The organism is Archangium lipolyticum (assembly GCF_024623785.1).
Classification (GTDB): domain Bacteria; phylum Myxococcota; class Myxococcia; order Myxococcales; family Myxococcaceae; genus Archangium; species Archangium lipolyticum.
Window position 1 is genome coordinate 96069 of sequence record NZ_JANKBZ010000002.1, and the last position, 24226, is coordinate 120294.

Genomic DNA, 24226 nt, shown 5'->3' on the forward strand with positions numbered 1-24226 from the left:
CGGGTCCGACACCGCGCGGTGTCGTAGGAGACCCCATCCCCAGGGGGCTCCACACGAGGGAAGACGTATGGGTCACGCACTTCATCTCCCCCTGTCCGTCACGCAGTCCACCACCTCCGCTCCGGGCGCAGCCTGGCGTGGGCGGATGCCCTTCGAGGAGGTGGGGACGCGGGAGCACCCGGTGCTGTGCGCGTCGGAGCTGTACGCGCGCATCTGCGTGAGGGACCCGTACTTCGCGCTGCGCGACGTGACGGTCGTGGGTGAGGGCGAGGTGCTGGCCCGGGTGCCGGTGGAGCAGGAGCCGGGGCAGGAGGCCTCGCCCATCAACGCCGCGGAGGTGGGGCGGCACCTGGCCATCCTGGGCTCGTGCGCGTCGTCGCTGGTGAACCCCAAGGAGGGGCAGCACTACTACCTGGCGCGGCGCGCGCGGTTGGAGCGGCTCCACGAGGGCCCGCTGCCCCGGGCTACAGGGTTGTTGTGGGGCGCGGCGCGGGCGGAGTTCAAGGACAAGCGCACCGCCACGGCGAGCACGCTGCTGGCCAGCGAGGAGGGCCTGCCGCTCTTCTCGGTGGAGGTGGACTACAACGTGCTGTCCGCGGCGGCCTTCCAGCGCCTGTTCCAGTGCGCGCGCCAGGACATGCGCCGCGAGCCCCGCGAGCGTGCGCGGTGCGAGGGCTCGCCGGCCGACTTCGCCGCCATGCGTCAGAACCCGCACCGCCTCCCGTTGCCGCTGCGGGACTACGTGCGCGACGGCGAGTGCCTGAAGGCCACGCTGGGCCCGGTGAGCGCGGAGCTGTGCAAGGGCCACTTCGCCATGCACCCGGTGCTGCCGGTGGCGGTGGTGATGAGCGGCCTGTCCGGGATGGCGGGCGCGCTGCTGCACCAGCTGTTGGGCAACGCGTCGGCGCGCTACCTGGTGACGCGGGGCGAGGTGCGCGCGGACAGCCTGGCCTACGCCGGGGAGACGGTGACGTTCGGCTCCCACCTGCATGAGGTGGAGGGGCGCGACCACCGCTTCTACTGCTGGGCCTCGGTGGGGGAGCGCCTGGTGGGGGTGATGGAGCTGACGCTCACCTGCCTGGAGTGACGCTCACTCCCAGGTGATTTCGTAGTCCACCGAGTCGATGCCGAGCGTGTTCGCCGTGACGGTGCCGTTGAAGCCGAGCGCCTCCAGCGCGCCCTCGAAGATGCCCACGTGGTAGGCGGGCGGCTGCATGTCGCCGCGGTAGGCGATGATGCACGCCTTGGGGCCGGCGGGACGGTGGTCGCGCTGGCCGTACGTCACCACGGTGCTGAAGGCCACGCGCGTCTGGGCGAAGAGCCGCTGTGGGTCTCCCTTGCCGAGGATGCCGAAGACGACCTGGCCCGGGCCGCTGGAGAAGCGCCGCACGCAGGCACGGCCGCAGGCGTTGAAGACGGCGTCCTGGTGGCCCATCTTCTCCTCCAGGATGTCCGCCGCGGAGTAGAGCAGCGTCAGGTAGTCCGAGGCCGGGTAGGTGCGCAGGTCGCTGATGTCTCTGGCCAGCGTGCCGGTGCGGAGCTGACGCAGCGCTCCCGCGCCCCCCTGCTTCTCGACGAGATCGAACACCACCCGGAAGAACAGACCGCGTACCGCGTCGGTGGGCTTGGTGACGGCGATGCGAGCGGCGAGCTCGTTCTTGTTGGAGGGCATGGGTTGGGTCCTACCCTGGGGAAGAGTCGGAGGCTCTCCAGCTTAACTCCCTGTCGCATTCCGTCGAGAAATTGGGACCCCGGGTAGGGTGTGTTCTTCCCAACCCATCACCCCGGGTGCGGGTCCTGGATGACGCGCTGCGCCGGCAGCCCGTGCTTGACACCCCGGCCCCGGTACGGAAAAGCCCCGGGGCGAAGGCGCCGGCCCGCCTGCTCAATCCCCCCTGGCCGCCTGGGAGTCCGACGCGTGAAGCTCGCCACCCTCAACGACGGAACCCGCGATGGACGGCTCATCGTCGTCAAGCGGGACAACTCGGCCTACGCGCTCGCCACCAACGTGGCTCTCACGCTCCAGGCCGCGCTCGACAAGTGGGACGAGCTGGAGCCGAAGCTGCGCGCTCTGGCCGAGGACCTCGAGGCCGGCCGTGTGCAGAGCCGCCCCATCGACGTCCGCGCACTGCTCTCCCCCTTGCCCCGTGCCTACGAGTGGGTGGATGGCAGCGCCTACCTCAACCACGTCATCCTCGTGCGCAAGGCGCGCAACGCCGAGCCCCCGGCCACGATGAGGACGGATCCGCTCGTCTACCAGGGCGGCTCCGGCACCTTCCTCGCGCCCACGCAGGATCTGCCCCTGGTGGACGAGGCGTGGGGCATGGACTTCGAGTCCGAGGTGGCCGTCATCCTCGGCGACGTGCCGCTGGGCACGAAGGCCCAGGACGCGGCGAAGTACGTGAAGCTGGTGATGCTCTGCAACGACGTCACCCTGCGCAACCTCATCCCCAATGAGCTGGCCAAGGGCTTCGGCTTCTTCCAGGGCAAGCCCTCCAGCGCCTTCAGCCCCTTCGCCCTCACTCCGGACGAGCTCGGCGCCGCGTGGAAGGACGGCCGCGTCCACCTGCGCCTGCGCTCCATCCTCAACGGCCAGGTGGTGGGTGACACGGACGCCGGCCCGGAGATGCACTTCTCCTTCTTCGACCTCATCCAGCACATCGCGAAGACGCGCGCCTTCACCGCTGGCACCATCCTGGGCAGTGGCACCGTGTCCAACGAGGACCGCGCCCGGGGCATCTCCTGCCTCGCCGAGCGCCGGATGATCGAGACCATCGAGACGGGTGCGCCCAAGACGCCCTTCATGAAGGTGGGCGACACCATCGACATCGAGATGTTGGACGCGGAGGGGCGCAGCCTCTTCGGGCGTATCTCCCAGAAGGTGGTGGGCACGTGAAGCTCTACAGCTATTGGCGTTCGTCGTGTTCGTGGCGGGTGCGCATCGCGCTCAATCTCAAGGGCCTGTCCTATGAGTACGTGCCCGTGCACCTGGTGAAGGACGGGGGCGAGCAGAACAGCGAGGCCTACCGCTCCATCAACCCCATGCGCACCGTGCCCACGCTGGAGCTCACCGAGGGAGGCCAGGTGCGCCGGCTGTCCCAGTCGATCGCCATCCTCGAGTTCCTGGAGGAGCGTCACCCCTCGCCCGCGCTGCTGCCGGCCGATCCGTATCTCCGGGCCCGCTGCCGGATGCTGGCCGAGCTGGTGAACTCGGGCATCCAACCGATGCAGAACCTGGGGGTGTTGCAACGCATCAAGGGGGAGCTGAAGGGGGACGACAAGGCCTGGTGCGCCTACTGGATCGACCGCGGACTGGCGGCCTTCCAGGCCTCCGCGCAGGAGACGGCGGGCACGTACTGCATGGGAGACGCGGTGTCGTTCGCCGACATCTGCCTGGTGCCCCAGCTCTACGGCGCCCGGCGGTTCGGGGTGGACCTCGCGCCCTACGGGCTGCTCACGCGCATCGAGGCGGCGTGCGCCAGCCTCCCCGCGTTCCAGGCCGCACTCCCGGACCGGCAGCCCGACGCGCAGCCGGCCTGAACACGGCTCAGGCTGCTTTCCTGGGGGCTTCCACGTGCTGGAGCCCCAGCCGCGCGCCGTCGAACCTGGCGACGTCACCGGGATTCCAGGCCAGGACCTCCGTCGCGGCGCCGCGCTGGGCGAGCCCCGCGCGGATTCCCGCGAGCGTGTCGTCCTCCGCGTCCCTGCCGAGGCCCCGGAACATGTGCGCGTAGGGCAGGAAGTAACGAGCCTGGGCCGCGATGCAGGCTTCGGCCACGCCCGGCCCGCCCAGGGTCATCGACAGCCAGCGCCCGCCGGCATTCTCCGCGTACATGGCACGCAGCCGCTCGAAGGGCAGCGTCATGGCGTACTGGGGCAGCCCGACGTTGATGCCCTCCGGGAACGACCGGCAGTTGGCCAGCACGACATCGACGGGCCCCCGCCGTGCCGTGCTCTGGCGCACCGCTTCGACCATGTCCCCCAGCGGATCCACTCCGCTGTCGACGAGGATCAGCGCGCTGAACTGGGGGCAGGTGACGCGATAGCAATTGCCCCAGCAGCGCAGCCCCTCGGCGGGCCCTGGCGCGCAGCGGGTCGGCTGCTCTCCGTAGAAGGGCAGCACGTCGATCTCGATGTCCCCCACCTTCACGGTGTCTCCCCAGGGCACGGCCCTGGCATCGAGCCCGACCTGTCCGAGCGAGGACGCGAAATCCTCCGGGGTGAGCAGGTTGGGCCTGGGGACCACGGGCACGATGATGGGGATGTTCCGGTTGGCCACGTGGCGCAGGATGGCGGGTACGTGCCAGTGATCCTCGTGCGGGTGGGTGATGAGGATGGCATCCGGCTCGATCGGGCCGGACTCCCGGGGATAGCGCGAGAAGTGGGTGCTCTCCCCCAGGGTGAAGATCTGGGGATCGAACAGGAGCGTGGTGGTCTGGGAGCGGATGACGAGGCTCGCATGCTCCCGGCGGTAGATGCCGGGGGCGTCGACCACCGGCCAGGCGCCGTACTCCGCTTCGTCCTCGGCGGGCTCGAGGCAGGCGTTGAAGACCTGTCCGAGCTTGCCGGGCAACCCGGAGGCCACCATGGCGCGCAGCGTGTCCACGTCATCGCTGTAGCTGGCGGCGCGGAGGAGCTGGGCCACCCAGGGCACGGACGCGATGGGCAGGCGGGCCCCGGCGCGCAGCACCTCCGGCCCCCGCTTCACCTGCGCGAACAGCGTCCAATCCCGCGCGGGCGAAGCGAAGCTGTCGAAGAGCAACGCATTGGTCGCCGGGCGTCCTCCCTTCTCGATCTCCTCCGGGTTGAAGAGCGCCGGGGAGAGCTTCTTCTGCTCCATGAGCCTCTCGAGCCGGCGCCTGCACTCCGCCGGCTCGAACGCCGCGTCCATCCACTGCCGCAGGAGTGCCTCGAAGGGGAGGGATGGCAGCGTGGGTCTCAGGTTGATCACGCTGCTGCCAGAGAGACGCATGCGGAGAGACTCCCGTTCAGTGGGCACCCGGCGCGCTCGCGCACCCGGTACTGTCCACGTGAAATGTTACCATGGAGACATTCGCCGGAACGAGAGGGGGGCCCCCGCGCGGGGCCGCTGGCCTCTTCATTCCACCAGGGCTCCCGAGAGGGTGAGCCGGTAGATGGACGCGTCGACCGGGGCGAGCGCCTCGGCATTCGGAAGGACGAACAGGTTGTCCTCCGAGGGAGCTGCCTGGAAGCCCGTATCGAGGAAGACGGAGCGGGCAGGCTCGTTGCGTGGCCCGATGACGAGGCGGGCCCGGGGATTGGAGCCGGCCATGCCCGAGGCCCGGAGGACGGTCGCGAGGAACGGGACGGGGACGCGCAGGCCGATCACCCGGCAGCTCAGCACCATCAAGCGGACGCCTTCGTCGAGCACCACGACACCGACCAGGCCGTAGTCGGTGAACCGGTCCGAGACCTTGAGCCGCCAGACCCGTCCCCGCTCGACGAGCCGTGACACCTCGTCGGGAGCGAGCCGCTCCAGGGTGGTGTTGAACTGGTTCGTGCGTTGGATCAGCTCGGTGACGCGGGCCGCCTCGTCGGGCAGGGCGGGCGCGATGTCGAGCCGCACCTCCAGGGTGCGAAGGAACTCGTCCTCGGACCTGGCCGAGGCGCGCGACTGCTCGCGCAACAGCTGCCCCTTCATCATCTCCGTCCTGCTCAGGGCCTCGGCGCTCAAGGTGGCGCGCTCCAGCCGGTGCTCGCGCAGGAGGTAGGCGCGTGCCTCGTGGATGGGGCCGTCCCAGACCAGGACCTCGGGCAGGGACTGGCGCACCTCCTGGCGCTCGACGGGGTTGTCGTCGAGGAAGAGGATGGCATCGAGCCCCACACCGAGCTGGTTGGCGAGGTCGACGATGTTCTCGGACTTGCGCTTCCAGTTGATGCGGTGGACGACGAAGTCATCGGGGCCGAGGGCTCCCTTGCGCCACTGCTGGCGCCAGAGGTCGAGGACGCTCTTCTCGTCGTTCTTGCTGCACGTGGCGAGGAGGATGCCCCTGGACTTCAGCAGGTGCAGCGCCTGATGGATGCCCTCGAAGGGGCCGCCCAGATAGAAGCCGTCGTGGTACCAGGAGAAGCCCTCTTCCCCCGCGACGCCCGGCCAGATCGTGTTGTCCAGGTCGCAGACGACCAGCTTGAGCTGCCCCTTGCCCAGCCAGACCTCGTGGGCGTGGATGTACTCCTCCGCCAGCGTCCCGATGAAGTCCCTCGTGCGCTCGGCGTCGGCCCACTCCGGGAGCTCGTTCAGCCCGACGAGGCCATGTCCATGGTGGCTGAAGACGTCGTGCAGATCGTCCAGGACGCCCTGCTTGCCGAAGCGGCTGGCGATGGCCTCCTCGTTGATGGGGAGGATGTTCGGGTGGGCACGGCAATGCTCCATCAGGACGTCATTGATGCGGCCCATCGCCTGGAAGAAGGAGAGGTCGTAGCGCCCCCGGGGTGACACCTGCGGCAGGGAGAGGTTGTGGACCAGCCCCAGGCGTCCCGCGCGGCCCTCGGTGAAGGCGCCCAGCTTGATGCGCAGTTGCTCGATGAGGCTCGCCAGGTGCTCGTCGCGCTCCGCCTCCGAGAGCAGGTGGTACCGGTCCCAGAGGGGCTCGAGGTTCTGGCGGATGAAGGGGTGGAAGACGACGACGTCCGCGTTCTCCGCGGCCGCGGCGCGGATCCGCTCGGCCGAATCCGGCCAGGTGACGGAGACGACCTCCACGAGGTAGCCGTGCTGGAGTCCCGCCTTCTTGATGAAGTCGGGCATGACCTGGAGCACGCACCCTCCGACGAGGGCCACCCGCAGCGGAGCGAGCTGCCCGTCTCGCGCATCGAAGTCGGTGGGTGACAGGCTCTCCGCCTTGCCGAACATCACCGCCTCGTGGCGATCCTCGAGCACCTTGCCCTTCTTCGCCGCGGCGTTCTCCTTCGAGAGCCCCAGCTCCCGCGCGAGTGTCTCCAACTCGTCGAGCCCGTCGGGCACGATGAGTCCCCGCGCCCGGAAGAACTGGAAGAGGAGGGCGGCCGTCTTCGGCGTCGGGAAGAAGGCCTCGTACTCCCGCGGGCTGAGCGCCTGGCTGGCGAAGAGCTTCAGGGATTCCGCCAGGGCCTCGGTGACCACCACACGCCTCAGGCGGGGGCCGTGGGTGATGATGACCGTCTGACCATAGGGCAGCAGTTGCACGAACCTGCTGAGACGGAATCGTTCCATCGCGTTTTCTCCTAGAACGGGAGTTCATTCGACGGGTGCACACACCGTCAACGGCCCCTCTGTACGGACTTCGGACAGCTTCTTTTAATACCGGTGATGAATTCCAGTTGACATGGACAGTGGGGTTTTGCACTATATCCCTACGAACCCGCGAGACCGGCTGTTCCGGTTCTTTCGGGTTTCGTGTTGCCGTACCCGTCACCCCCCTGCCGTCACGTCAAGGAGTTGCCCATGAGCGTCGATATCGTCCGTGCCTGGAAGGATGAGCAGTACCGCATGAGCCTCACCGAGTCCGAGCGCGCCAACCTCCCGGTGAACCCGGCGGGCATCGTCGAGCTGACCGATGGCGATCTCGAGGGCGTGGCGGGAGGTATGATGGAGAGCGAGGCGGTGATCGACGTGGACGTGTCCGTCGGCAAGACGTCGTGCTGCACCTACTCCACGGCGGCGACGGCCTGCTGCCCCTCGTCGACCTGAGCCGTTTCGGGTCCTGACTTCCGCCTGAAGTAGGCTTCGGCGCGCGAGATGCCCTCATGCATCCGCGCGCCGTTTCTTTTTGGCCTCCCCCCTGCTGGAACACCCCATGACCGATTCCGCCTTCGCATCCGCAGCGTGGTTCCGGGCAATGACGTTGAGCGAGCGCCGGGAGCGCCTGGAGCGGGTGCCGGATGCGGGAGACGGTGGAGTCCAGCAAGAGGCGGCGCGTCTGCTGGAGAAGTGGCGTGAGAAGGAGCCCTTCAAGTCCGGCGCCGTGCCCTTCGAGAAGCGGCTGGAGGCGGAGGGGCTGACGGAGGCGGAGCTGCGCTACCTGCTCACCGAGTCGCCTCCCGTGCTGCAGCGGCGCTTCGAGGGCCACGTGCCGTGGCTGTCCGTGTTCCGCGAGGCCTTCTCCCAGCCGGTGTCCTCGGAACCCTTCCCGCTTCCCCCCAACCTCCAGAGCCAACCCGTGGTGGGTTTCCTGGAGGCGGTGCGTCCGCTCATCGAGCGGGGCCGCGCGCGCGTACGGGCCCACGTGAAGGAGCTGGCGCGCACCCATGCCTCGCTCCTCTTCTCACCCGATACCGTCGAGCCGATGCTCTTCGCCGCGCTCCCCCGGCGGCTGCTGGAGCGCATCAACCGCACGATGGTGCTGGAGATGAACATCGCCCGGCTCCAGGGCCGGTTGAAGGGGGAGAGCGGTCCGGAGCGTTTCCAGAGCTTCGTCGAGTCCCTGCGCCAGCCCGAGGTCGTCCTCTCCCTGTTCCAGGAGTACTCCGTCCTGGCCCGGCTGTGCACGCAGACCGTCGAGCAGTGGAGCGACGCCAGCATCGAGTTCCTCACCCGGCTCGCCGGGGATGGCCCCTCCCTGCGCGAGCTGCTCCCGCCCGGGGAGCCGGGCCTGCTCACGGAGCTCTCCGGTGACGGAGGGGACCAGCACCACGATGGGCGCATGGTCCAGACGCTCACCTTCTCCTCGGGCGCCAGGCTGGTCTACAAGCCCCGCCCGCTCGCCGTGGACGCGCACTTCCAGGATCTGCTGGCGTGGCTCAACGCGCGCGAGGAGCTGCCTGCCTTCCGGCTGTTGCGGCTGCTGCCCCGCGAGGGCTACGGCTGGAGCGAGTTCGTGGACGCCCGGCCGTGCGAGTCCGAGGAGGGCGTGCGGCGCTTCTACTTCCGGTTGGGAGCGCAGCTCGCCCTGTTCCAGCAACTGGGCGGCATGGACATGCACTACGAGAACCTGATCGCTGAGGGGGAACACCCGGTGGTCGTGGATCTCGAGACGCTCTTCCATCCCCAGGTGAGCGACCGGATGAACTTCCGCACCGACGAGGAGCGGCGCTTCACGCAGATCATCGACTACTCCCTCAGCCGGATCGCGCTGCTGCCGCTCGTCGCCTGGTCCCGCGCGGACCACGAGGGTGTGGACGTGGGGGGGATGGGCTCGCCCGAGGGGCAGCTCACTCCGCGCGAGGTGCCCTATTGGGAGGAGCAGGGCCACGACACCATGCGGCAGGCCCGCAAGCGCATCACGATGAAGGGCGCGCGCAACCTCCCCACGCTGCGCGGCGAGCCGGTGAAGCTCCACCGCTACCAGGACGACCTGTGCGACGGCTATGCCCGCATGTGCCGCCTGCTCATGCGCGAGCGCGACGCCTTTCTCGCGCCCGGCGGACCGGTGCGGCGCTTCGTCGGAGACGAGATCCGCGTCCTGCTGCGCTCGACGCAGATCTATTACACGCTCCTCCAGGAGAGCTACCACCCGGACCTGCTGCGCGATGGGTTGGAGCGGGATCGCTACTTCGACGGCCTGTGGATGGGCATGAAGCGCCGGCCCTTCCTGACGGGTGTGGCGAGCGCGGAGCGCGCCGCGCTGCACCGTGGGGACATTCCCCGCTACACCACGCGGCCCGAGTCGAAGGACTTGTGGAGCGGGCCCGGGGAGCGCTTTCCGGACTTCCTGTGGTGCACCGGCCTGGAGTCCACCGAGAACCGCCTGCGCGAGCTGGACGAGGCGACGGTGGAGCGGGACGTGTGGTGGATCCGCTCGTCTCTCCTGTCCTCCATGTCGGATGTCCCGCTGGAGCTGGAGCAGGCGCCGCCACGGCGGAGTGAGACGCCGGTGGCCCGCGGCCGGCTGGTGGCGGCGGCCCGCGCCATCGGGGACAGGATCCTCACCCTGGCGGTGGCCCGGGATGGGACCCTCAGCTGGTTGGGCGCGCACCAGGGCTCACGCAACCGCTGGCCCTTCAGCCCGCTGACGCTCGACTTGTACGGAGGAATGCCGGGCATCACTCTCTTTCTGGCGCAGCTCGGACAGGTGAGCGGGGAGGAACGGTTCACCCAGGCCGCGCGCCAGGTCTCCAGCACCCTGCGGCGGCTGACGAGCTGGGCGCTCGGGCGGATGCACGTGATTGGCGGCTTCGAGGGGTGGGGCGGCATCCTCTACACGCTGACGCAGCTGGGCCAGCTGTGGAACGAGCCGGCGCTGTTCTCCGAGGCGGAGGCCGTCGTCGAGACCCTGCCGTCCATCATCGAGAAGGATCGCAACCTGGACGTCATCGGCGGCGCGGCCGGGTGCATTGGCGGCCTGCTCGCGCTGCGCCATGCCACCGGCTCGGCGCCCGCGCTGGCCGCGGCGGTGCGCTGCGGCGAGCACCTGCTGGCCACCCGGCAGCCGCAGGAGGGAGGCGGGGCGGGGTGGATGACGACGGTGCCCTCGGCGCGGCCGCTGAGCGGCTTCTCCCACGGGGCCTCGGGTATGGCGTGGGCCCTGCTGGAGCTCGCCAGCGCCTCGGGCGAGGCGCGCTTCCGCGAGGCCGCCCGGGAGGCGCTCACCTACGAGCGCACGCTCTTCTCCCCCGAGCAGGAGAACTGGCGGGACGTGCGCAACTCCCCCGACCTGGCCCCGGCGGCCTCTGGCCAGTCCACCTGTGCGTGGTGCTACGGCGCTCCCGGCATCGGCCTCGCTCGCGCGCGGGCGTTGAAGCACCTGGACGAGCCCGGGTTGCGCGAGGACCTGCGCGCCGCGGTGGCGGGCACGCTGCGGCACGGCTTCGGCTACAACGACTCGCTGTGCCACGGCGACCTCGGAGACCTGGAGGTGCTCGTCCAGGCCCGGGCGCTCGGCGAGGCGCCTGACGGGCTGGATGCTCTCATCTCGGGCACCCTGGAGGCCGTGCTCTCGCGTGCCGAGCAGCGCGCCTGGCGCTGCGCGGTGCCCTTCGGCATCGAGACGCCGGGGTTGATGATTGGCCTCGCGGGTATCGGCTGGGGCCTGCTGCGCTTCGCGGAGCCGGAGCGCGTTCCCAACATCCTGCTGCTGGAGCCCCTGGGTGCCAGGGATGGGATGATCCGGTAATCTGGAGAGCGATGGCTCAGCGACTCTTCCTCGCGGGAATGGGGCTCGTGCTGGCGTTTGGTCTGGCCCTGCTCCTGGTGAGCCGAGCACCGGCGCACCGGGCATCATCGCCGTCCGCCACTCCGAATGCTCCGCAAGGGCAGCCGCCCTCCGTGGCCAGCGAGGGCGCCGGCTTCGTCGGGGTCATCGTCGCGGACAACAGCGTGGACGTCTCGGCCCGGTTCGAGGGTGTGCTGGAGAGCGTGGAAGTGCGGGTGGGGGACCTGGTGCGCAAGGGCGGTGTCCTGGCGCGGCAGGACGTGCGGTCCGTCCAGCACGAGCTGTCCATCACCCAGGCGAGCCTGCAGGCGGCGCGCGCGGAGGAGGAGGTGGCACGGCTCACGCTCACCTCCGCCCAGGAGACGCTCCAGCGCGGGGGAGATCCGAAGCTGGTCAACATGGGAGCCATCTCCGAGGAGGAGCAGGCGAAGCTGCGCTACGCGGAGAAGATGGCCGCCGCGAAGCTGAGCGCCGCGCAGGCGCAGGTGCGCAATCAGGAGGCCCGGGTGGAGCAGCTCCAACTGCGCGTCTCCGAGGCCACCATCCGCGCCCCCTTCGATGCCAGGGTGTCCATGCGCTACGTGGACCCGGGGGCGCTGGTGTCCGCTGGCCGCCCCATCGTCCACCTCCTCCGGGAGGGGCCGCAGGTGGTGCGCTTCGCCATCCCCGAGGACGCCGCCCCGGGCGTGTCGGTGGGCACGCCGGTGCGCATCGGTGTGCGGGGCCGGGAGCTACGGCTGCGAGGCCGGGTGGAGAACGTGGCACCGGAAGTGGACGCGGCCTCGCGGATGGTGCTGGCCATCGCCAGCGTGGCCCAGGAGGAGGGAGCGCAGCTGCCATTCGGCTCCGTTGTCCAGGTCTCCGTGGAGCAGGGTGCGTGGGTTGGCCAGCACCCTGGCCAGTGAAGGGGAGCGCAGCGTGCGAGCCAACAAGTCCATCTACCGGCAGGAAGCGCTCGACCACCACAACCAGGTCCACGAGGAGGGGGATGTCCTGCACATCTCGCCCGAGTGGTCCCGGTGGATGTACTGGTTGCTGTTGGCCGTGCTCGTCACGGGGCTGCTGTACTGCTGCGTGGGCACCCTGGACGAGTACGCCACCGGTCCCGCGGTGGTGCAGCTCGAGGGCCGGGTGGAGCTGACGAGCCAGGGGGCCGGAATCGTCTCCTCCGTGGAGGTGCGGCCCGGGCAGCGGGTGAAGGCCGGGCAGAAGCTGGTCACCCTCGTCTCCGAGGAGGAGACGGCGAGCGTGGAGCGGCTGCGTCACGAGTTCGAACTGCAGCTGGTGCGGTACCTGAAGGACCCTGCGGACGCCGCGGCGCGCCAGGTGCTGACCACGCTGCGGGCGGAGCGGGAGCTGGCGGAGGCCCGGTTGGAGACGCGCGCGCTGCGGGCCCCCCGCGACGGCGTGGTCAACGACGTGCGTGTGCAGCCCAGCCAGTACCTCACCCAGGGCGTGAGCATGCTGTCGCTGGTGCCGGAGGATGTCTCGCCCACCCTGCTGGCCTTCCTACCCGGCCATTACCGCCCGTATCTGCGGCCGGGGACCTCCATTCGGGTCGAGCTGGACGGCTTCCACCACGAGTATCAGGAGGTGACGGTGGAGCAGGTGGGTGAGCAGATCATCGGTCCCACCGAGGTGGGCCGCATCCTGGGGCCGGGACTCGCCGGCGCCTTCGAGTTCAAGGGCTCGTACATCCTGGTGCGGGCCCGCATGCCCGCGCAGAGCTTCGAGAGCGAGGGGCAGGTCTACAACTACTTCGATGGGATGCCGGCCCGGGCGGAGGCGCGGGTGCGGACCGAGACCATTCTGATGACGCTGGTACCTGGCTTGAAGGGGTTGTTCTCCCATGGCCGATAACACCCAGGCTCCGCTGCACGAGCGCTTCCCGGCCCTGCGCCGGCTCTGGGGAAGGCTGCGCTCGCGCACCATCCCGGAGATCCGGCAGATGACCATCATGGACTGCGGGGCTGCCTGCCTGGGCATGGTGCTCGGCTATTACGGGCGGCAGGTCACGCTGGAGGAGGTGCGGCAGGTGACGGGGGTGTCCCGGGATGGCACCTCGGCGCGCGTGCTGCTGGATGCGGCGAAGCAGTTCGGGCTGCGCGGACGGGGCATCTCCATCGACCTGGACCGGCTGCCCTTCCTGCAACCCGCCACCATCCTGCACTGGCGCTTCACCCACTACGTGGTGTTCGAGCGGCTGGGCAAGGACTACGTGGACATCGTGGACCCGATGCAGGGCCGGCGCCGGGTGTCCCTGGAGCAGTTCAGCCAGTCCTTCACCGGGGTCGCGCTGGAGCTGGCGCCGGGCGAGGACTTCACGCCCGGCAAGACGCCGCGCAAGGGCTGGAGCCGCTACATCGTCCCGATGATGAAGCAGTCCCACACGCTGGGACGGATCGCCACCCTGTCGTTCCTGGTCCAGTTCTTCGCCATGGCGTTGCCGCTGCTGACGGGCATGGTGGTGGACCGGGTGATTCCGCGCGGGGACCAGAACCTGTTGCTGGTGCTGGGCGTGGGGATGCTGTCCATCGTGCTGTTCCAGTTCCTGACCACCCTCATCCGCGGCTTCCTGCTCACCGAGCTGCGCATCCGGGTGGACTCGGAGCTGACACTGGGCTTCCTCGAGCACATGGTCGGCCTCGCCTTTCCCTTCTTCCAGACGCGGCCCTCGGGCGATCTGATGATGCGGATGAGCACCAACTCGACGATCCGGGAGATGCTCTCGTCGGGAATGCTCTCCACCCTGCTCGATGGCGTGCTGGTGAGCATCTACCTGACCATCCTGCTGAGCACCAACGCGTGGATGGGGTTGCTGGTGCTGGGGTTGGGCTCGCTGCAGGTCCTGGTGCTCCTGCTGGCGGGCCGGCGGCAGCGGCAGCTCCTGTCCCAGAACCTGGAGCTGGAGGCCAAGAACCAGACGTACTTGATGGAGATGCTCTCGGGCATCCAGACCCTCAAGGCCTTTGGCGTGGAGGACCGGTCGGTCCAGAACTACTCGAACGTCTTCGTGGATGTGCTGAACGTGGCGGTGTCCCGCGGGTTGTTGAGCGCGTGGGTGGACTCGGCGACGAGCACGTTGCGGCTGGCCTCGCCGATGCTGTTGTTGGGCCTGGGCACCTGGCAGGTGCTGAGCGGCGAGCTGAGCACGGGAGCGATGCTGGGCCTCAATGCCCTGGCCGCCGCGGTGCTCGTGCCCATCTCCAACCTCGTCGCCACGGGGGCGCAGCTGCAGTTGATGAACAGCTACATGGAGCGCCTCGCCGACGTGCTGGACATGCCCCGGGAGCGCTCTGGGGACAAGGTGGGGCAGACGCTCCGCCTCACCGGGGCCTGCGAGCTGGATCAGGTGTGCTACCGGTACTCGCCCGGTACGCCGCTGGTGTTGCAGGACGTGTCCAGCCGCATCCTGCCGGGGCAGATGGTGGCCATCGTGGGCAGGTCCGGCGCGGGCAAGACCACGCTGGCCAACCTCCTGCTGGGGCTCTACCTGCCCACCACCGGGCACGTGCGCTACGACGGCGTGGATATGTCCGAGCTGGACCTGCAGTCCTTGCGTCGGCAGATGGGCGTGGTGTTGCAGAACCCCGCCTTCTTCGGCACCACCCTGCGCGCCAACATCACCCTGAATGATCCGGACATCCCCCTGGAAGACGTGATGGAGGCGGCGAAGCTGGCGCAGCTCCATGATGAGATCATGGCCATGCCGCTGAAGTACGACACGCTCCTGTCCAACCAGGGGTCATCGCTGTCGGGCGGGCAGCGGCAGCGGTTGGGCCTGGCGCGAGCACTGGTGCACAAGCCGGCCATGCTGCTGCTGGACGAGGCGACGAGCGCGCTCGATTCGGTCACCGAGAGCAAGGTCCACGAAGCGTTGAGCGCGCTGCGCTGCACCCGCGTCGTCATCGCCCACCGGCTGAGCACGGTGATCAACGCGGACCTCATCCTGGTCATGGACAAGGGCCGCCTGGTGGAGCAGGGCACGCACCAGGAACTGCTCGCGCGCGACGGCATCTACGCGCGGCTCATTCACGCCCAGCTCCAGGGTCAGGAGCCCACGCGCGCTACCGGCTCCTGAGCTGGGAGCGGTGCGTCACCTCACCGCTTGCGCCGGTACTCCGTCTCGACCGCCTTGGCCTCCTGGCCCTCGGGAGGGATGTTGTAGTGGGTGATGACGAGCCGATCCGGCTCGGGCAGTTGGATCTCCGTCCGCCAGCCCCAGGGAGGCCCGGACGGGGCCTCGTAACTGCCCCGGACGCCATAGCCCCGGCCCTCGTTCGGGCCCTTGGAGAACATGATGGCCGAGCCGTTGTGGAAGCTGTCGATCCAGGCCATCTCGTAGCGATCCGGGTCGAGGTGGTAGCCGTAGATGGCCATCCCCGCGAGCGGCTTGCCCTGGAACGAGCCCTCGTACTCGTGCACCACGAACCGTCCCCCCAGGGCGGGGCGGATCGTCCCCCGCCAGGGTGACTCGTCGGCGAGCTTGTCCGGCTCGAACCACGTCTTCGTCACTCCCTCCCACTCACCGACGAGCTGCCCCAGCTGGTGGTGGATGCCGCCTTCTTGCCTGGACTCCTCGAACGAGCGCCGTGTCATGGGGGTTCTTCTACTCGAAGAGGGAGAGCTCGCGGAGGTCGACCCGATTCATCAGCCCTTCGCCCATCACGCGCAGGCGCACCTGCGTCACCGCGGGGGCTTCCGGCGCGAGTGACACGTCGAGGAATCGCTCCTCGCCCAGGCGATTCGTGAGCTGGATGCTCCGGGCCCTGCGGCGGGTCTCGAGGGTAGCCCTGCCGAGCTCCGTCCACTCCTGCCCATCCACGCTCCCCTCCACCACCACCGCTTCCGGATCGCCGGCGCTGGCGAAGCCGCGCACCACCGCCTGGCGCAGCTTCTTCGGGGCCGGCAGCCGCACGCGCAGCTCGTTCAGGGGTACGGACTTGATCGTCTCCAACTTCCCGTCCGTCAGCGGGCACGTGTCGACGAACGGCTCGCAGGCCGCTCCCCGGCTGGCCGGAACGAGCCCCCCGGACGGCAGCGCCAGGGGCGGGCTCGCCCACTCGACATAGAAAGACAGGTAGCTGTCGTTCAGGCTCACCAGCGGTTTGAAGCTCCAATTGCCATCGATGAAGACGGATGTCCGCGCCACGGGAGTCGCGAAGTCCTCCAGGATGGAGCGGCTCACGGCCAGCGTCTCGGTCCCCTTCGGGTTTGGGTTCCACCAGAGGAGGCCGTCTCCACTGCGCAGCTCCAGCCAGAGCGAGGGTGGACTGGGGTTGGGCTCGATGTGATGGGTGCCGTCGGGTTCGATGACCGTCCAGTCCCCGAAGGTGGCCGAGGGAGGAATCTCCAGGGAGGGAAGGGGTGCTCCCAGCGCCAGCATCACCCCGTCCGCCGTGGGGGTGGTGTGGAGGTCCGCTCGCCAGGGGCGGAGCGTGGGCACCTCCACGTCGCCTCCGTGGAGATCGAACCCGACCCAGGTCTCCGATCCGTCCTCTTCCTGGCGGTGGAGCCGGAACGCATGCGGGCTGAAGGAGTAATCCCTGACCTGGGTGCTGATCTCCTTCACCAGCAACTCGAGCGTGTAGCTGCCATCTGGCTCCGTCGTCACCTCGCGGAAGGGCTCGAAGCCGGAAGGGGTGGGCGTCGAGCCGTCGTAGGCGGCCTTGCGCTGGAACATCAGGGCCGTGCCCGCCAGCGGGGTGCCATCGGCGCGCAGGGCCCGCCCGTACACGAAGAGGGGATCCTCCGGGTACAGGGTGCCGCAGCCGGAGGCCAGGAGGGACAGGGCCAGGAGGGAAGCACGGGTCTTCATGTCAGTAGCTCACCTTCACGCCGAGCAGTGGCAGCACCACCGGCGGCACGTCCATGGGCTTGCGGTCGGCGAACACGCCGGTGCCCGGCCAATCCTCGGTCGTGTACGTGTAGTCGTACGCGAGCACCTCCCGCTGCAGGGAGAGGTTGAGCACGTCGAGGTAGGCGTCCACCACCACCGCGTCCAGCGTCCACGTCTTGGAGATGCGCGCGTCCACGCGGAAGTAGGGCGGCAGGCGCCCGGCCCGGTCGCGGTCGGTGCGCACCCAATGCTCGACGCCATTCTCGTCCCGCACCGTGTGCATGTTGCGCGAGCTGAGCTCCCCGCTCTCGGGCCGGCCGGTGTTGAAGTGCACCACCGCGCCCACCGTGAGGTTGCCGGGGAAGCGGTAGCTCAACGCGGCGTTGAAGACGTGCACCTGCTCGAAGGCGAAGGGCAGGTAGCCCTCGCCCTGGCCCACCACCTGGTCCTTGTCGTCGTAGCGGTCGAAGCGCGCCCAGCGTTTGCTCTGCTGGAAGCCGTAGGACACCCAGCCGAACCAGTTGTCTCCGAGCGGGTGGCGCGCCATCAGCTCCAACCCGTACGCGTACCCGTGCGAGGCCGGATCCGGCGCGGGCGCGTTGCGGCGCCGCCGGTTCTCCAGCAGCTGCTCGAAGCTGAACTCCACCGTGCGCGGCAGCGGGTTGTACCAGGCGTCCGCGGACAGCTCGAGTCCCTCCAGGGCCTTCCACTCCGCGCCCACGTCGAACTGCATTCCGTTCTGCAGGCCGTAGCGCAGGCCCGCCGCGTCCATGACCGGCAGCTGGACGAGCACCGTGGGCGGCTGGTGGTAGAGCCCCGCGCCGGCCTTCAACGTGAGGCGCTCGGTCATCGCGTGGCGCACCGCCAGCCTCGGCTCCAGCGTGTAGTAGGTGATGCCGGGCACCAGGTGCCACGAGTCCCCGCGCAGGCCCGTGACCACCGACCACCGGGCACCCGGCTTCCAGCCCAGCTCGCCGTACAGGCCCGAGAACGTGGCCAGCGTCGAGGGCTGGCGCAGCGCGTCCGTCGGGTCATCGCCCCGGGTGCCCGGAGGAATCGCGATGCCGGTGAGGGTGAACCCGCCGCGGCGGTGCTCCACGTCCGCGCCCAGCGACAGCGACAGCGTGTCCGTGAGTCCCTTGCTCCAGCCGGCGCGTGCACGGAAGCTCTGCTCGGCCATGCCGAACTCGCCGACCTTCGCCGGCCCGCGCCGGGCCGTCACTCCCAGCTGGTCCATGCCCCAGGTGAGGCCCAGCTCCGCCTCTCCTCCCAGCAGCGGGTGCTGTCCGCGCAGGTCCACCCGGTGGAAGCGCATGCCGAGGTCTCCGGCGTAGTCGTTCTTGTTCTCGGCCTTCATGCCCAGCAGGTCCGAGCTGCCGAAGACGAGCAGCCGCAGCCGTCCCTCGCCCACCTTCTGCTCCACCCGCGCCTGGTAGTCCCAGAAGTCCGCGCGGTAGCCGGAGCTCACCTCCTCGCCGCTCGTGGCCGAGAGGGCGTTGGCCGCCAGCGACACCAGCAGCGCCGAGTAGCTGAGCCGACCCGACACCGTCACGCTCGTGCCCGTCTCCTCGATGGGCACCTCCACGAAGCCACCCGCGTTGAGCAGGTCCGCGTACGCCGTGGCGTGCAGCCCCTTCTCGCGCGGCCGGCTGAGCCGCCCATCCACCGCGCCTCCCAGGTTCCGCCCGTAGCGCACCGGCGGTGCTCCCGCCTGGAAGTCGATGGAGTCGATGAACTCCGGGTGCACCACCGCGGGGCCCAGCAGCAGGTGGTACAGCATCGGCACGCGCACCCCATCGATGGAGTAGCCCGTCGCCGCCGGCTGGCTGCCTCGCACCACCGGGTACGAGAGCCCCGACGCCACGCTCCCCACTCCCGGCATCAGCATCACCACCCGGAAGGGGTCCCCCTGCGTGCCCGGCACCTCCCGCAGCTCCTGGTCGTGCAGCGTGATGCGCGAGACCTCCGTGCGCTCGCGGTCCCCTCGCACCACCGTCTCGTAGGGGTTCACCACCAGCGGCTCCAGCCCGTAGCGCACCTCCAGGCGTTGGTCCTCCTTCAGCTCCTCGCGGAAGTCCGCCGGTTTGTAGCCGGGTGCGGAGACGTACACCTCATGGGCGCCGGGCTTCAGCGCGAGCTCGAAGTGGCCCTCGGCGTCCGTGGTCACCGTCGTGCCATTCACCGTCACCGCCGCGTCGCCCAGGAGCTTCCGCGTTCCCTTGGAGCGGACCTGGCCCGTGAGCACCGTGCGGCTCGCGGGCTCGGCCGGCGGCTCGAAGCGGTAGGTGAAGGGGAGACGCACCGAGACCGGGGTGCCGTCCAGCGTGGCCGGGGTGAAGCGCAGTCCCGTGGCCGCGCGCACCGCCGCGTCGTTGAAGGCCTCCTCCGCTCCTTGTGTCACCTCGGCCCGCTCGACCGTGCCCTGCTCGGTGAGCAGCAGCTCCAGCGTCACCGTGCGCGGCCCCTTCCAGTCCCCCGCCGGGTACTGTGCCGGCGCGTCCGTGAGCAGCGAGGGCGGGGTGAGGGTCGTCATCCCCGCATCGGGCGTCTCGACCACCAGCCCTCCATCGAGGGCGCGGACCTCTTGCTCCTTGGTGATGAGCGTTCCCGTCTCCACGGGTTGGGCTCCGGCCGGCGAGGCCAGGACCGCGAGCAGGAGCGCGAGCAGGCCGCTCCCTCCGGAGAGGGGTCTCTTCGTGGCATGAGGGGGGACGGGCAGGTGACGGCTCATTCAGCCGGAAGACACCTGAGCTCCGTTCCACGGTCAGCTGGATTTTCCCCCGGGATTTCTGGCTCGGGTTTTTCTCCGGGTGGAGATGGGTTTACCCCGGGTACTTCATACCCTCACCCCGTCCCTCTCCCAGAGGGAGAGGGGAGGTGGCCGCAGGGGAGATGAAATGGGGCTCAGGGCAGCGGGAGGTTGGCGACCGTGGCCTCGGTCGGGCCCTCTCCCACCGTCAGCACCGTTCCCGGCTCCAGGTGGTCCCGGTGCACGTACCCCAGTGCCACCGTCAGCCCCTTGCCCGGTGAATGCGCCACGGTGGTGACCCATCCCACCTTCTTGCCGTCCTTCTTCAGCTCGGTGCCCGGCGCCGCCTCGTTGGTTCCCAGCAGCAGTCCCGCCAGCTTCCGGTTCATGTGCCCCCGGAAGGTGGCCCGGGCAATCACCTCCTGCCCGATGTAGCACCCCTTGTTGTACGAGATGGCGTGCGTGAGGTTCGCCTCCAGCGGGATGGTGGTCTCCCCCATGTCCTGACCGAAGCGCGGCACCCCCGCCTCCACCCGCAGCACCTCCAGCGCCTTCCAGCCCAGCGGCTTCAGCCCGAAGGCCGTCCCCGCCGCCATCAGCGCCTTCCACACCGCCTCCAGCCCACTTCGCGGCACCAGCAGGTCCACCCCGTTCGGCTCCACCCGGGTGGTTCCCACGGCCAGCACCTCCTGGCCCGCCACGGTGACAGCACGGGTGGAATCCTGGGGCAGGGGCGTGAACGGGCTCCCCTGCACGGCGCCCAGCAGGTCGGCCGTCCGAGGGCCCAGCAGCCGCAGCACCCCCAGCTCGCCCGTGGCGTCGTGCAGCTCCGCGTCCTCGGAGATGAGGTACTTCTCCAGGAACTCCCGGACCTTGGCTCCCATCCCGGGCTCCAGGTCCAGCAGCAGGTCGGTCTCGCGCCTTACGATCCGGGCGTCCGCGACCATGGCCCCCTTCACGGTGATCATCGCCGCGTAGGTAGCCGCCCCGGAGGCCAGGCCCTTCACTTCCTGGGTCACCATCCCATGCAGGAAGCTCGCGCGGTCCTCGCCGGTTATCCGCAGCGCTTCCCGGTAGGTGGCATCATGGAGCGCCACCGCTTCCCGGGCCGCCCGGTACTCGGCCCCCCCATCTCCATAGTCGCCCACGACCTCCCGACCGTTGACGTCCTGGAAGCGGGCGCCTGCCTGCTCGTGAAGAAAATGCAGAGACAGCGGTTCCATGACCGTCGCTATATAGAGGCCCGGGAGTGAATGCCACGATGGATGTCAGATACCTGTCGGACTTCCAGGGCTTCTCGGCCGAGAAGCTCCAGAAGCACAACCTCTTCAAGTCCGAGCGCTTCTTCCTGGACGTGTACTGCCTCACGCCCGGCCAGACCCAGAAGCCCCACCGGCACGCCACGTCGGACAAGGTGTACCTCGTCCTCGAGGGGCGCTGCCGCTTCCGCATCGGCGCCGAGGAAGCCTCCCATGGCCCCGGCGCCGCCATTTCCGCCCCCGCGGGCGTCGAGCACGGCGTCACCAATGACGGCCCCGACAACGCCCGCCTCCTCGTCCTGATGACCCCCCCTCCGGAGCATGCATGAGCAAGAAGGCCAATCCGCCCCCTCCCGTCCCGGTCCGCGGCGCCCAGGTGCTGCTCGGCCTGGCCCTCGCCGAGAGCGCGCTCGCCATCTTCCAGTGGATGGAGCTCCTCACCCTGCGCGCCGGTGGCACCACCGTGTGCGGCATCTCCGAGCGCGTCAACTGCGAGACGGTGTGGAACTCCCCCTTCGCCAGCGCGGTGCACGAGCTGCTGCGCATCCCCGTGGCCGGGCTCGGCCTGGTGTGGGGCCTCGTCGCGGTGGCGCTCTCCGCCCTCTACCTGGTGTGGCAGCGCAACGGGTACACCGTGCGGCCCGCCACCAATGGTCTGCGCCTGGTGGCCGCCGCCGGCGTGGGCGCCAGCCTCGTCTTCGGCGTCGCGAGCGCGAGCGCCGGCGTGCTGTGCCCCACGTGTCTGGGCACCTATGTCCTCACGATCGCCTTCGCCCTGGTGGCCTGGAAGGCCCTGCCCGGCCCCGTCCTGCCCCAGGCGGGTGAGTGGGGCCGCGCCCTCAAGTGGACGGTCGGCTTCGCCGTGGCCTCATACGTGGCGCTGCTCGTGCCCGGTATGCAGACGCCCAAGGCCTCCGCCGCCGCCCAGGCCCTCGCCCACTCGCCCACCACGGATGCCCCTGGCTCGCTGGAGGCCTACCTGCGTGGCCTGTCGCAGCCCGAGCAGCAGGCCGTCTCCAACGCGCTGGCGCTCTACCGCCAGTCCACACCGAAGCCGGCTCCCGCCCCCGCGCGCCGCCTCTACGGCTCGGTGAACGCGCCGGTGAAGATGGTGGAGTGGACGGACAGCCGCTGCCCCCACTGCAAGAACCTGGTGGAGTTCCTCGCCCTCATGAAGAAGCGTCTCCCCGAGGGCAAGCTGTCCCTGGAGGCCCGCCAGTTCCCGCTCGACAGCGAGTGCAACACGACCATGGCCCGGCAGCACACCGATGGTTCCGGCATCCGCTGCACGGCGGCCAAGGCGCAGATCTGCCTCGAGGAGGCCCCCGACTACTGGGAGCTGCGCGAGAAGCTCTTCGCCGCCCAGCAGTCGCTCACCAGCTCCGACGCGGTGCTGAGCATCCTCTCCTCCGGCTCCGTCTCGCGCGAGCAGCTCCAGGCGTGCATCACGAAGCCGGAGACGACCCAGAAGCTGCAGGAGGATCTCACGTACGCCAAGCAGCACGGGATTCGCGGCACGCCGCTGGTGGTCATCAACGGCCGCGAGGTGCGGGCCATCCCGTCCCTGATCTACGCGCTCGTCATGGCGGACGGGGACGCGAACAACCCCGCCTTCCAGGTGCTGCCGCAGACGCAGCCCCTGCAGGCGCGCGATCAGCACTGAGCGGGCGCCCCATGGGCAAGCGTGACAAGAAGCCCGAGACGCCCGCCCCGGCGGCGCCCTTCCACAACCCCTTCGCGGCGCTCGGAGTGAAGCGCGAGGAGCTGCCCCCCGGGCCGGCTCCCGCGCTGGTGAAGGCCGAGGAGCCCAAGGGCCCGGCGCGCGCCGTGGTGCGCATGGAGCGCAAGGGCCGCGGCGGCAAGGAAGTGACGGTGGTGGAGCAGCTCGGGCTGCGGGAAGCGGAGCTGGAGAAGTGGCTCAAGGCCCTCAAGGGCTCCCTGGGTTGTGGGGGCGCCGTGGAGGGCGAGGCCCTGGTGCTGCAAGGCGACCAGCGCGAGCGTCTGCCCGCGCTCCTGGAGGCCCGCGGCGTGCGCCGCGTCACCGTGGGCTGAGGCTCTTTCCGGGCCGTCCGCGCGGATACGTCCGGGCGTGGACGGCTGGAGGGGCATGGGCTTGTTCGACGGCGGGTCGAGGGACTCCAATGGAGTCGCCTCCCTCCGTCAGGAGCCTGGATATGCCCGGCGCACGCTCACGGCTTTGTTCGCTGGCCCTGTTGCTGCTGGTGTCCTTGGGCTGCGCGCGCACCGGTCCCAGAACCAGGACCATTGTCACGGGGAAGATAGAGCCGGGGCAGATTCACTTCGTCACGGATGTCGAGCCCGAGCCGGACCCGGACGCGCCGAGCGGATGGCGCGTGGCATGTATTCGTATCAACATCCAGAGGGCCAATACGGGGGAGTCCTTCTTTTGTGAGTTTGGAGTCGAAGTGCCAATCAGGAGCAAGGATGGCCCTATTTCACTCCGCCTGGCACAACGCATCACAGCGGAACGCACTCATGAGGCCGCCGAGGCGGTTTTCAGTGCTGCTACGCCAGAGTCCGGTCTCGGCATGTTGTGTCAAACACTCAAGACGACGCTCAAGCCCATGCTTTGGGCGTCCATCGAGGGTTCACGCGTCAAGACACCGTGCCACAAGAAATCCATACCCGTTCAATTCGGCGATTTCGTCTCTTAGGCCATGCCACTCTCCAAGGAAGAATTGTTGGCCATCGCGCGAGGGTACTGGCGGCCTGATCGGGATTACGAGCTGAGGCAGGAGCGAAGCCCCGAGCACGATCGGCTCGAGTCACGATGGGAGGAAGCGCTCGAGGACCTTGACCGATGGCGTGCGGTATTGCGTGAGGTCCGGCAGGAGTTTCCCGACTACACCGTCGGGGACGTCACCGCGACGGCTGACGCCTGTTTCAGGGGGGTTGTCTACCCAGTGAAGGGCCGCCCGTTCCCGCCGTACCATTGGATCGTGGTCGGCTGTCTCAGCATCCTGGCGCCCATCTACATCGTCTATGGTGTGGAGTACGGCCGAGTCGGAAGAAGGCGGCTCAATCCCCGGGTCAGCCTCGAGCCGCTCCTGCCCGAGCGGCAAGTCGTTGCCGATGTCATCTCCAGGAGGATCGAAGCACGCTTCGGAGCCAGCAAGCTCCCGAGAGACATCGCCGAGACTCCCGTCCCCCTGTACGCACAGTGGGTGGAGCCTCCAGAGACGACGCTCTTCCATGTGCTCTTCACGAACGAGCCCGGCAACGTGCCTTGAGGTGGCGCCGTTACCGGGCTTCGACGTACCGCGGTGGCGAA

General features: G+C 69.3%; 20 protein-coding genes. 13 read left to right on the top strand and 7 right to left on the bottom strand.

Annotated features, from left to right (window positions below):
- The first annotated feature begins 67 nt into the window (after positions 1–67).
- On the top strand, positions 68–1087 hold the full coding sequence (locus NR810_RS04050) for a hypothetical protein (protein ID WP_257448019.1): 1020 nt from the start codon (positions 68–70) through the stop codon (positions 1085–1087).
- A 3-nt stretch (positions 1088–1090) separates the two neighbouring features.
- Here the strand turns inward: NR810_RS04050 and NR810_RS04055 are convergent, their stop codons facing one another.
- Positions 1091–1672, bottom strand: a complete 582-nt coding sequence (locus NR810_RS04055; RefSeq protein WP_257448021.1) for a DUF2378 family protein — start codon at positions 1670–1672, stop codon at positions 1091–1093.
- Between the two features lie 246 nt (positions 1673–1918).
- On the opposite strand from NR810_RS04055, the gene NR810_RS04060 reads away from it, so the two are divergent.
- Positions 1919–2896 carry a fumarylacetoacetate hydrolase family protein gene (locus tag NR810_RS04060; RefSeq protein ID WP_257448037.1) on the top strand — a complete coding sequence of 326 codons (978 nt, stop codon included), beginning with the start codon at positions 1919–1921 and terminating at the stop codon, positions 2894–2896.
- Complete coding sequence (gene maiA, locus NR810_RS04065; RefSeq protein ID WP_257448041.1) at positions 2893–3540, top strand: maleylacetoacetate isomerase; 648 nt, start codon at positions 2893–2895, stop codon at positions 3538–3540. Before NR810_RS04060 ends, maiA begins: the two co-directional genes overlap by 4 nt.
- 7 nt (positions 3541–3547) lie before the next feature.
- Here the strand turns inward: maiA and NR810_RS04070 are convergent, their stop codons facing one another.
- Both NR810_RS04070 and NR810_RS04075 read right to left on the bottom strand, forming a co-directional pair.
- Entirely contained in the window at positions 3548–4972 is a 1425-nt protein-coding gene (locus NR810_RS04070; RefSeq protein WP_257448044.1) for an MBL fold metallo-hydrolase, read from the bottom strand.
- Between the two features lie 126 nt (positions 4973–5098).
- Entirely contained in the window at positions 5099–7210 is a 2112-nt protein-coding gene (locus NR810_RS04075; RefSeq protein WP_257448047.1) for an HAD-IIIC family phosphatase, read from the bottom strand.
- A gap of 231 nt (positions 7211–7441) precedes the next feature.
- Here NR810_RS04075 and NR810_RS04080 point away from each other — a divergent pair, with 231 nt between their 5' ends.
- The 5 genes from NR810_RS04080 to NR810_RS04100 all read left to right on the top strand — a co-directional run bounded on the left by NR810_RS04080 (position 7442) and on the right by NR810_RS04100 (position 15168).
- The gene (locus NR810_RS04080; RefSeq protein WP_257448049.1) at positions 7442–7687 is read left to right on the top strand and encodes a mersacidin/lichenicidin family type 2 lantibiotic; all 246 of its coding nucleotides are present in this window, start codon (positions 7442–7444) and stop codon (positions 7685–7687) included.
- 106 nt (positions 7688–7793) lie between these two features.
- Entirely contained in the window at positions 7794–11048 is a 3255-nt protein-coding gene (locus NR810_RS04085) for a type 2 lanthipeptide synthetase LanM family protein (RefSeq protein ID WP_257448052.1), read from the top strand.
- Positions 11049–11059: 11 nt separating this feature from the next.
- Positions 11060–11992, top strand: coding sequence for an efflux RND transporter periplasmic adaptor subunit (locus NR810_RS04090; protein ID WP_257448055.1), 933 nt, complete (start codon positions 11060–11062; stop codon positions 11990–11992).
- Between the two features lie 13 nt (positions 11993–12005).
- A complete protein-coding gene (locus tag NR810_RS04095; RefSeq protein WP_257448057.1) occupies positions 12006–12947 on the top strand; it encodes an efflux RND transporter periplasmic adaptor subunit in 942 nt (313 codons plus the stop codon).
- Positions 12937–15168: a peptidase domain-containing ABC transporter gene (locus NR810_RS04100; RefSeq protein WP_257448059.1), complete on the top strand. Its 2232-nt coding sequence runs from the start codon at positions 12937–12939 to the stop codon at positions 15166–15168. Before NR810_RS04095 ends, NR810_RS04100 begins: the two co-directional genes overlap by 11 nt.
- A 20-nt stretch (positions 15169–15188) precedes the next feature.
- On the opposite strand, the gene NR810_RS04105 is transcribed toward NR810_RS04100, so the two are convergent.
- From NR810_RS04105 to ygfZ, 4 genes are all read right to left on the bottom strand, one after another.
- The gene (locus NR810_RS04105; RefSeq protein WP_257448061.1) at positions 15189–15686 is read right to left on the bottom strand and encodes a DUF1579 domain-containing protein; all 498 of its coding nucleotides are present in this window, start codon (positions 15684–15686) and stop codon (positions 15189–15191) included.
- A gap of 10 nt (positions 15687–15696) precedes the next feature.
- Positions 15697–16905 carry a hypothetical protein gene (locus NR810_RS04110; RefSeq protein ID WP_257448063.1) on the bottom strand — a complete coding sequence of 403 codons (1209 nt, stop codon included), beginning with the start codon at positions 16903–16905 and terminating at the stop codon, positions 15697–15699.
- A 1-nt stretch (position 16906) separates the two neighbouring features.
- On the bottom strand, positions 16907–19657 hold the full coding sequence (locus NR810_RS04115; RefSeq protein WP_257448065.1) for a TonB-dependent receptor domain-containing protein: 2751 nt from the start codon (positions 19655–19657) through the stop codon (positions 16907–16909).
- A gap of 173 nt (positions 19658–19830) precedes the next feature.
- On the bottom strand, positions 19831–20898 hold the full coding sequence (gene ygfZ, locus NR810_RS04120; protein WP_257448067.1) for a CAF17-like 4Fe-4S cluster assembly/insertion protein YgfZ: 1068 nt from the start codon (positions 20896–20898) through the stop codon (positions 19831–19833).
- Positions 20899–20936: 38 nt separating this feature from the next.
- Here ygfZ and NR810_RS04125 point away from each other — a divergent pair, with 38 nt between their 5' ends.
- The 5 genes from NR810_RS04125 to NR810_RS04145 all read left to right on the top strand — a co-directional run bounded on the left by NR810_RS04125 (position 20937) and on the right by NR810_RS04145 (position 24185).
- Positions 20937–21263 carry a cupin domain-containing protein gene (locus NR810_RS04125; RefSeq protein ID WP_257448069.1) on the top strand — a complete coding sequence of 109 codons (327 nt, stop codon included), beginning with the start codon at positions 20937–20939 and terminating at the stop codon, positions 21261–21263.
- Positions 21260–22597, top strand: coding sequence for a vitamin K epoxide reductase/DsbA family protein (locus NR810_RS04130; protein ID WP_257448071.1), 1338 nt, complete (start codon positions 21260–21262; stop codon positions 22595–22597). Before NR810_RS04125 ends, NR810_RS04130 begins: the two co-directional genes overlap by 4 nt.
- 11 nt (positions 22598–22608) lie before the next feature.
- On the top strand, positions 22609–22986 hold the full coding sequence (locus NR810_RS04135; RefSeq protein WP_257448073.1) for a translation initiation factor: 378 nt from the start codon (positions 22609–22611) through the stop codon (positions 22984–22986).
- Between the two features lie 122 nt (positions 22987–23108).
- Positions 23109–23609, top strand: coding sequence for a hypothetical protein (locus tag NR810_RS04140; protein ID WP_257448075.1), 501 nt, complete (start codon positions 23109–23111; stop codon positions 23607–23609).
- Between the two features lie 27 nt (positions 23610–23636).
- A complete protein-coding gene (locus NR810_RS04145) occupies positions 23637–24185 on the top strand; it encodes a hypothetical protein (protein ID WP_257448078.1) in 549 nt (182 codons plus the stop codon).
- The last annotated feature ends 41 nt before the right edge of the window (positions 24186–24226 follow it).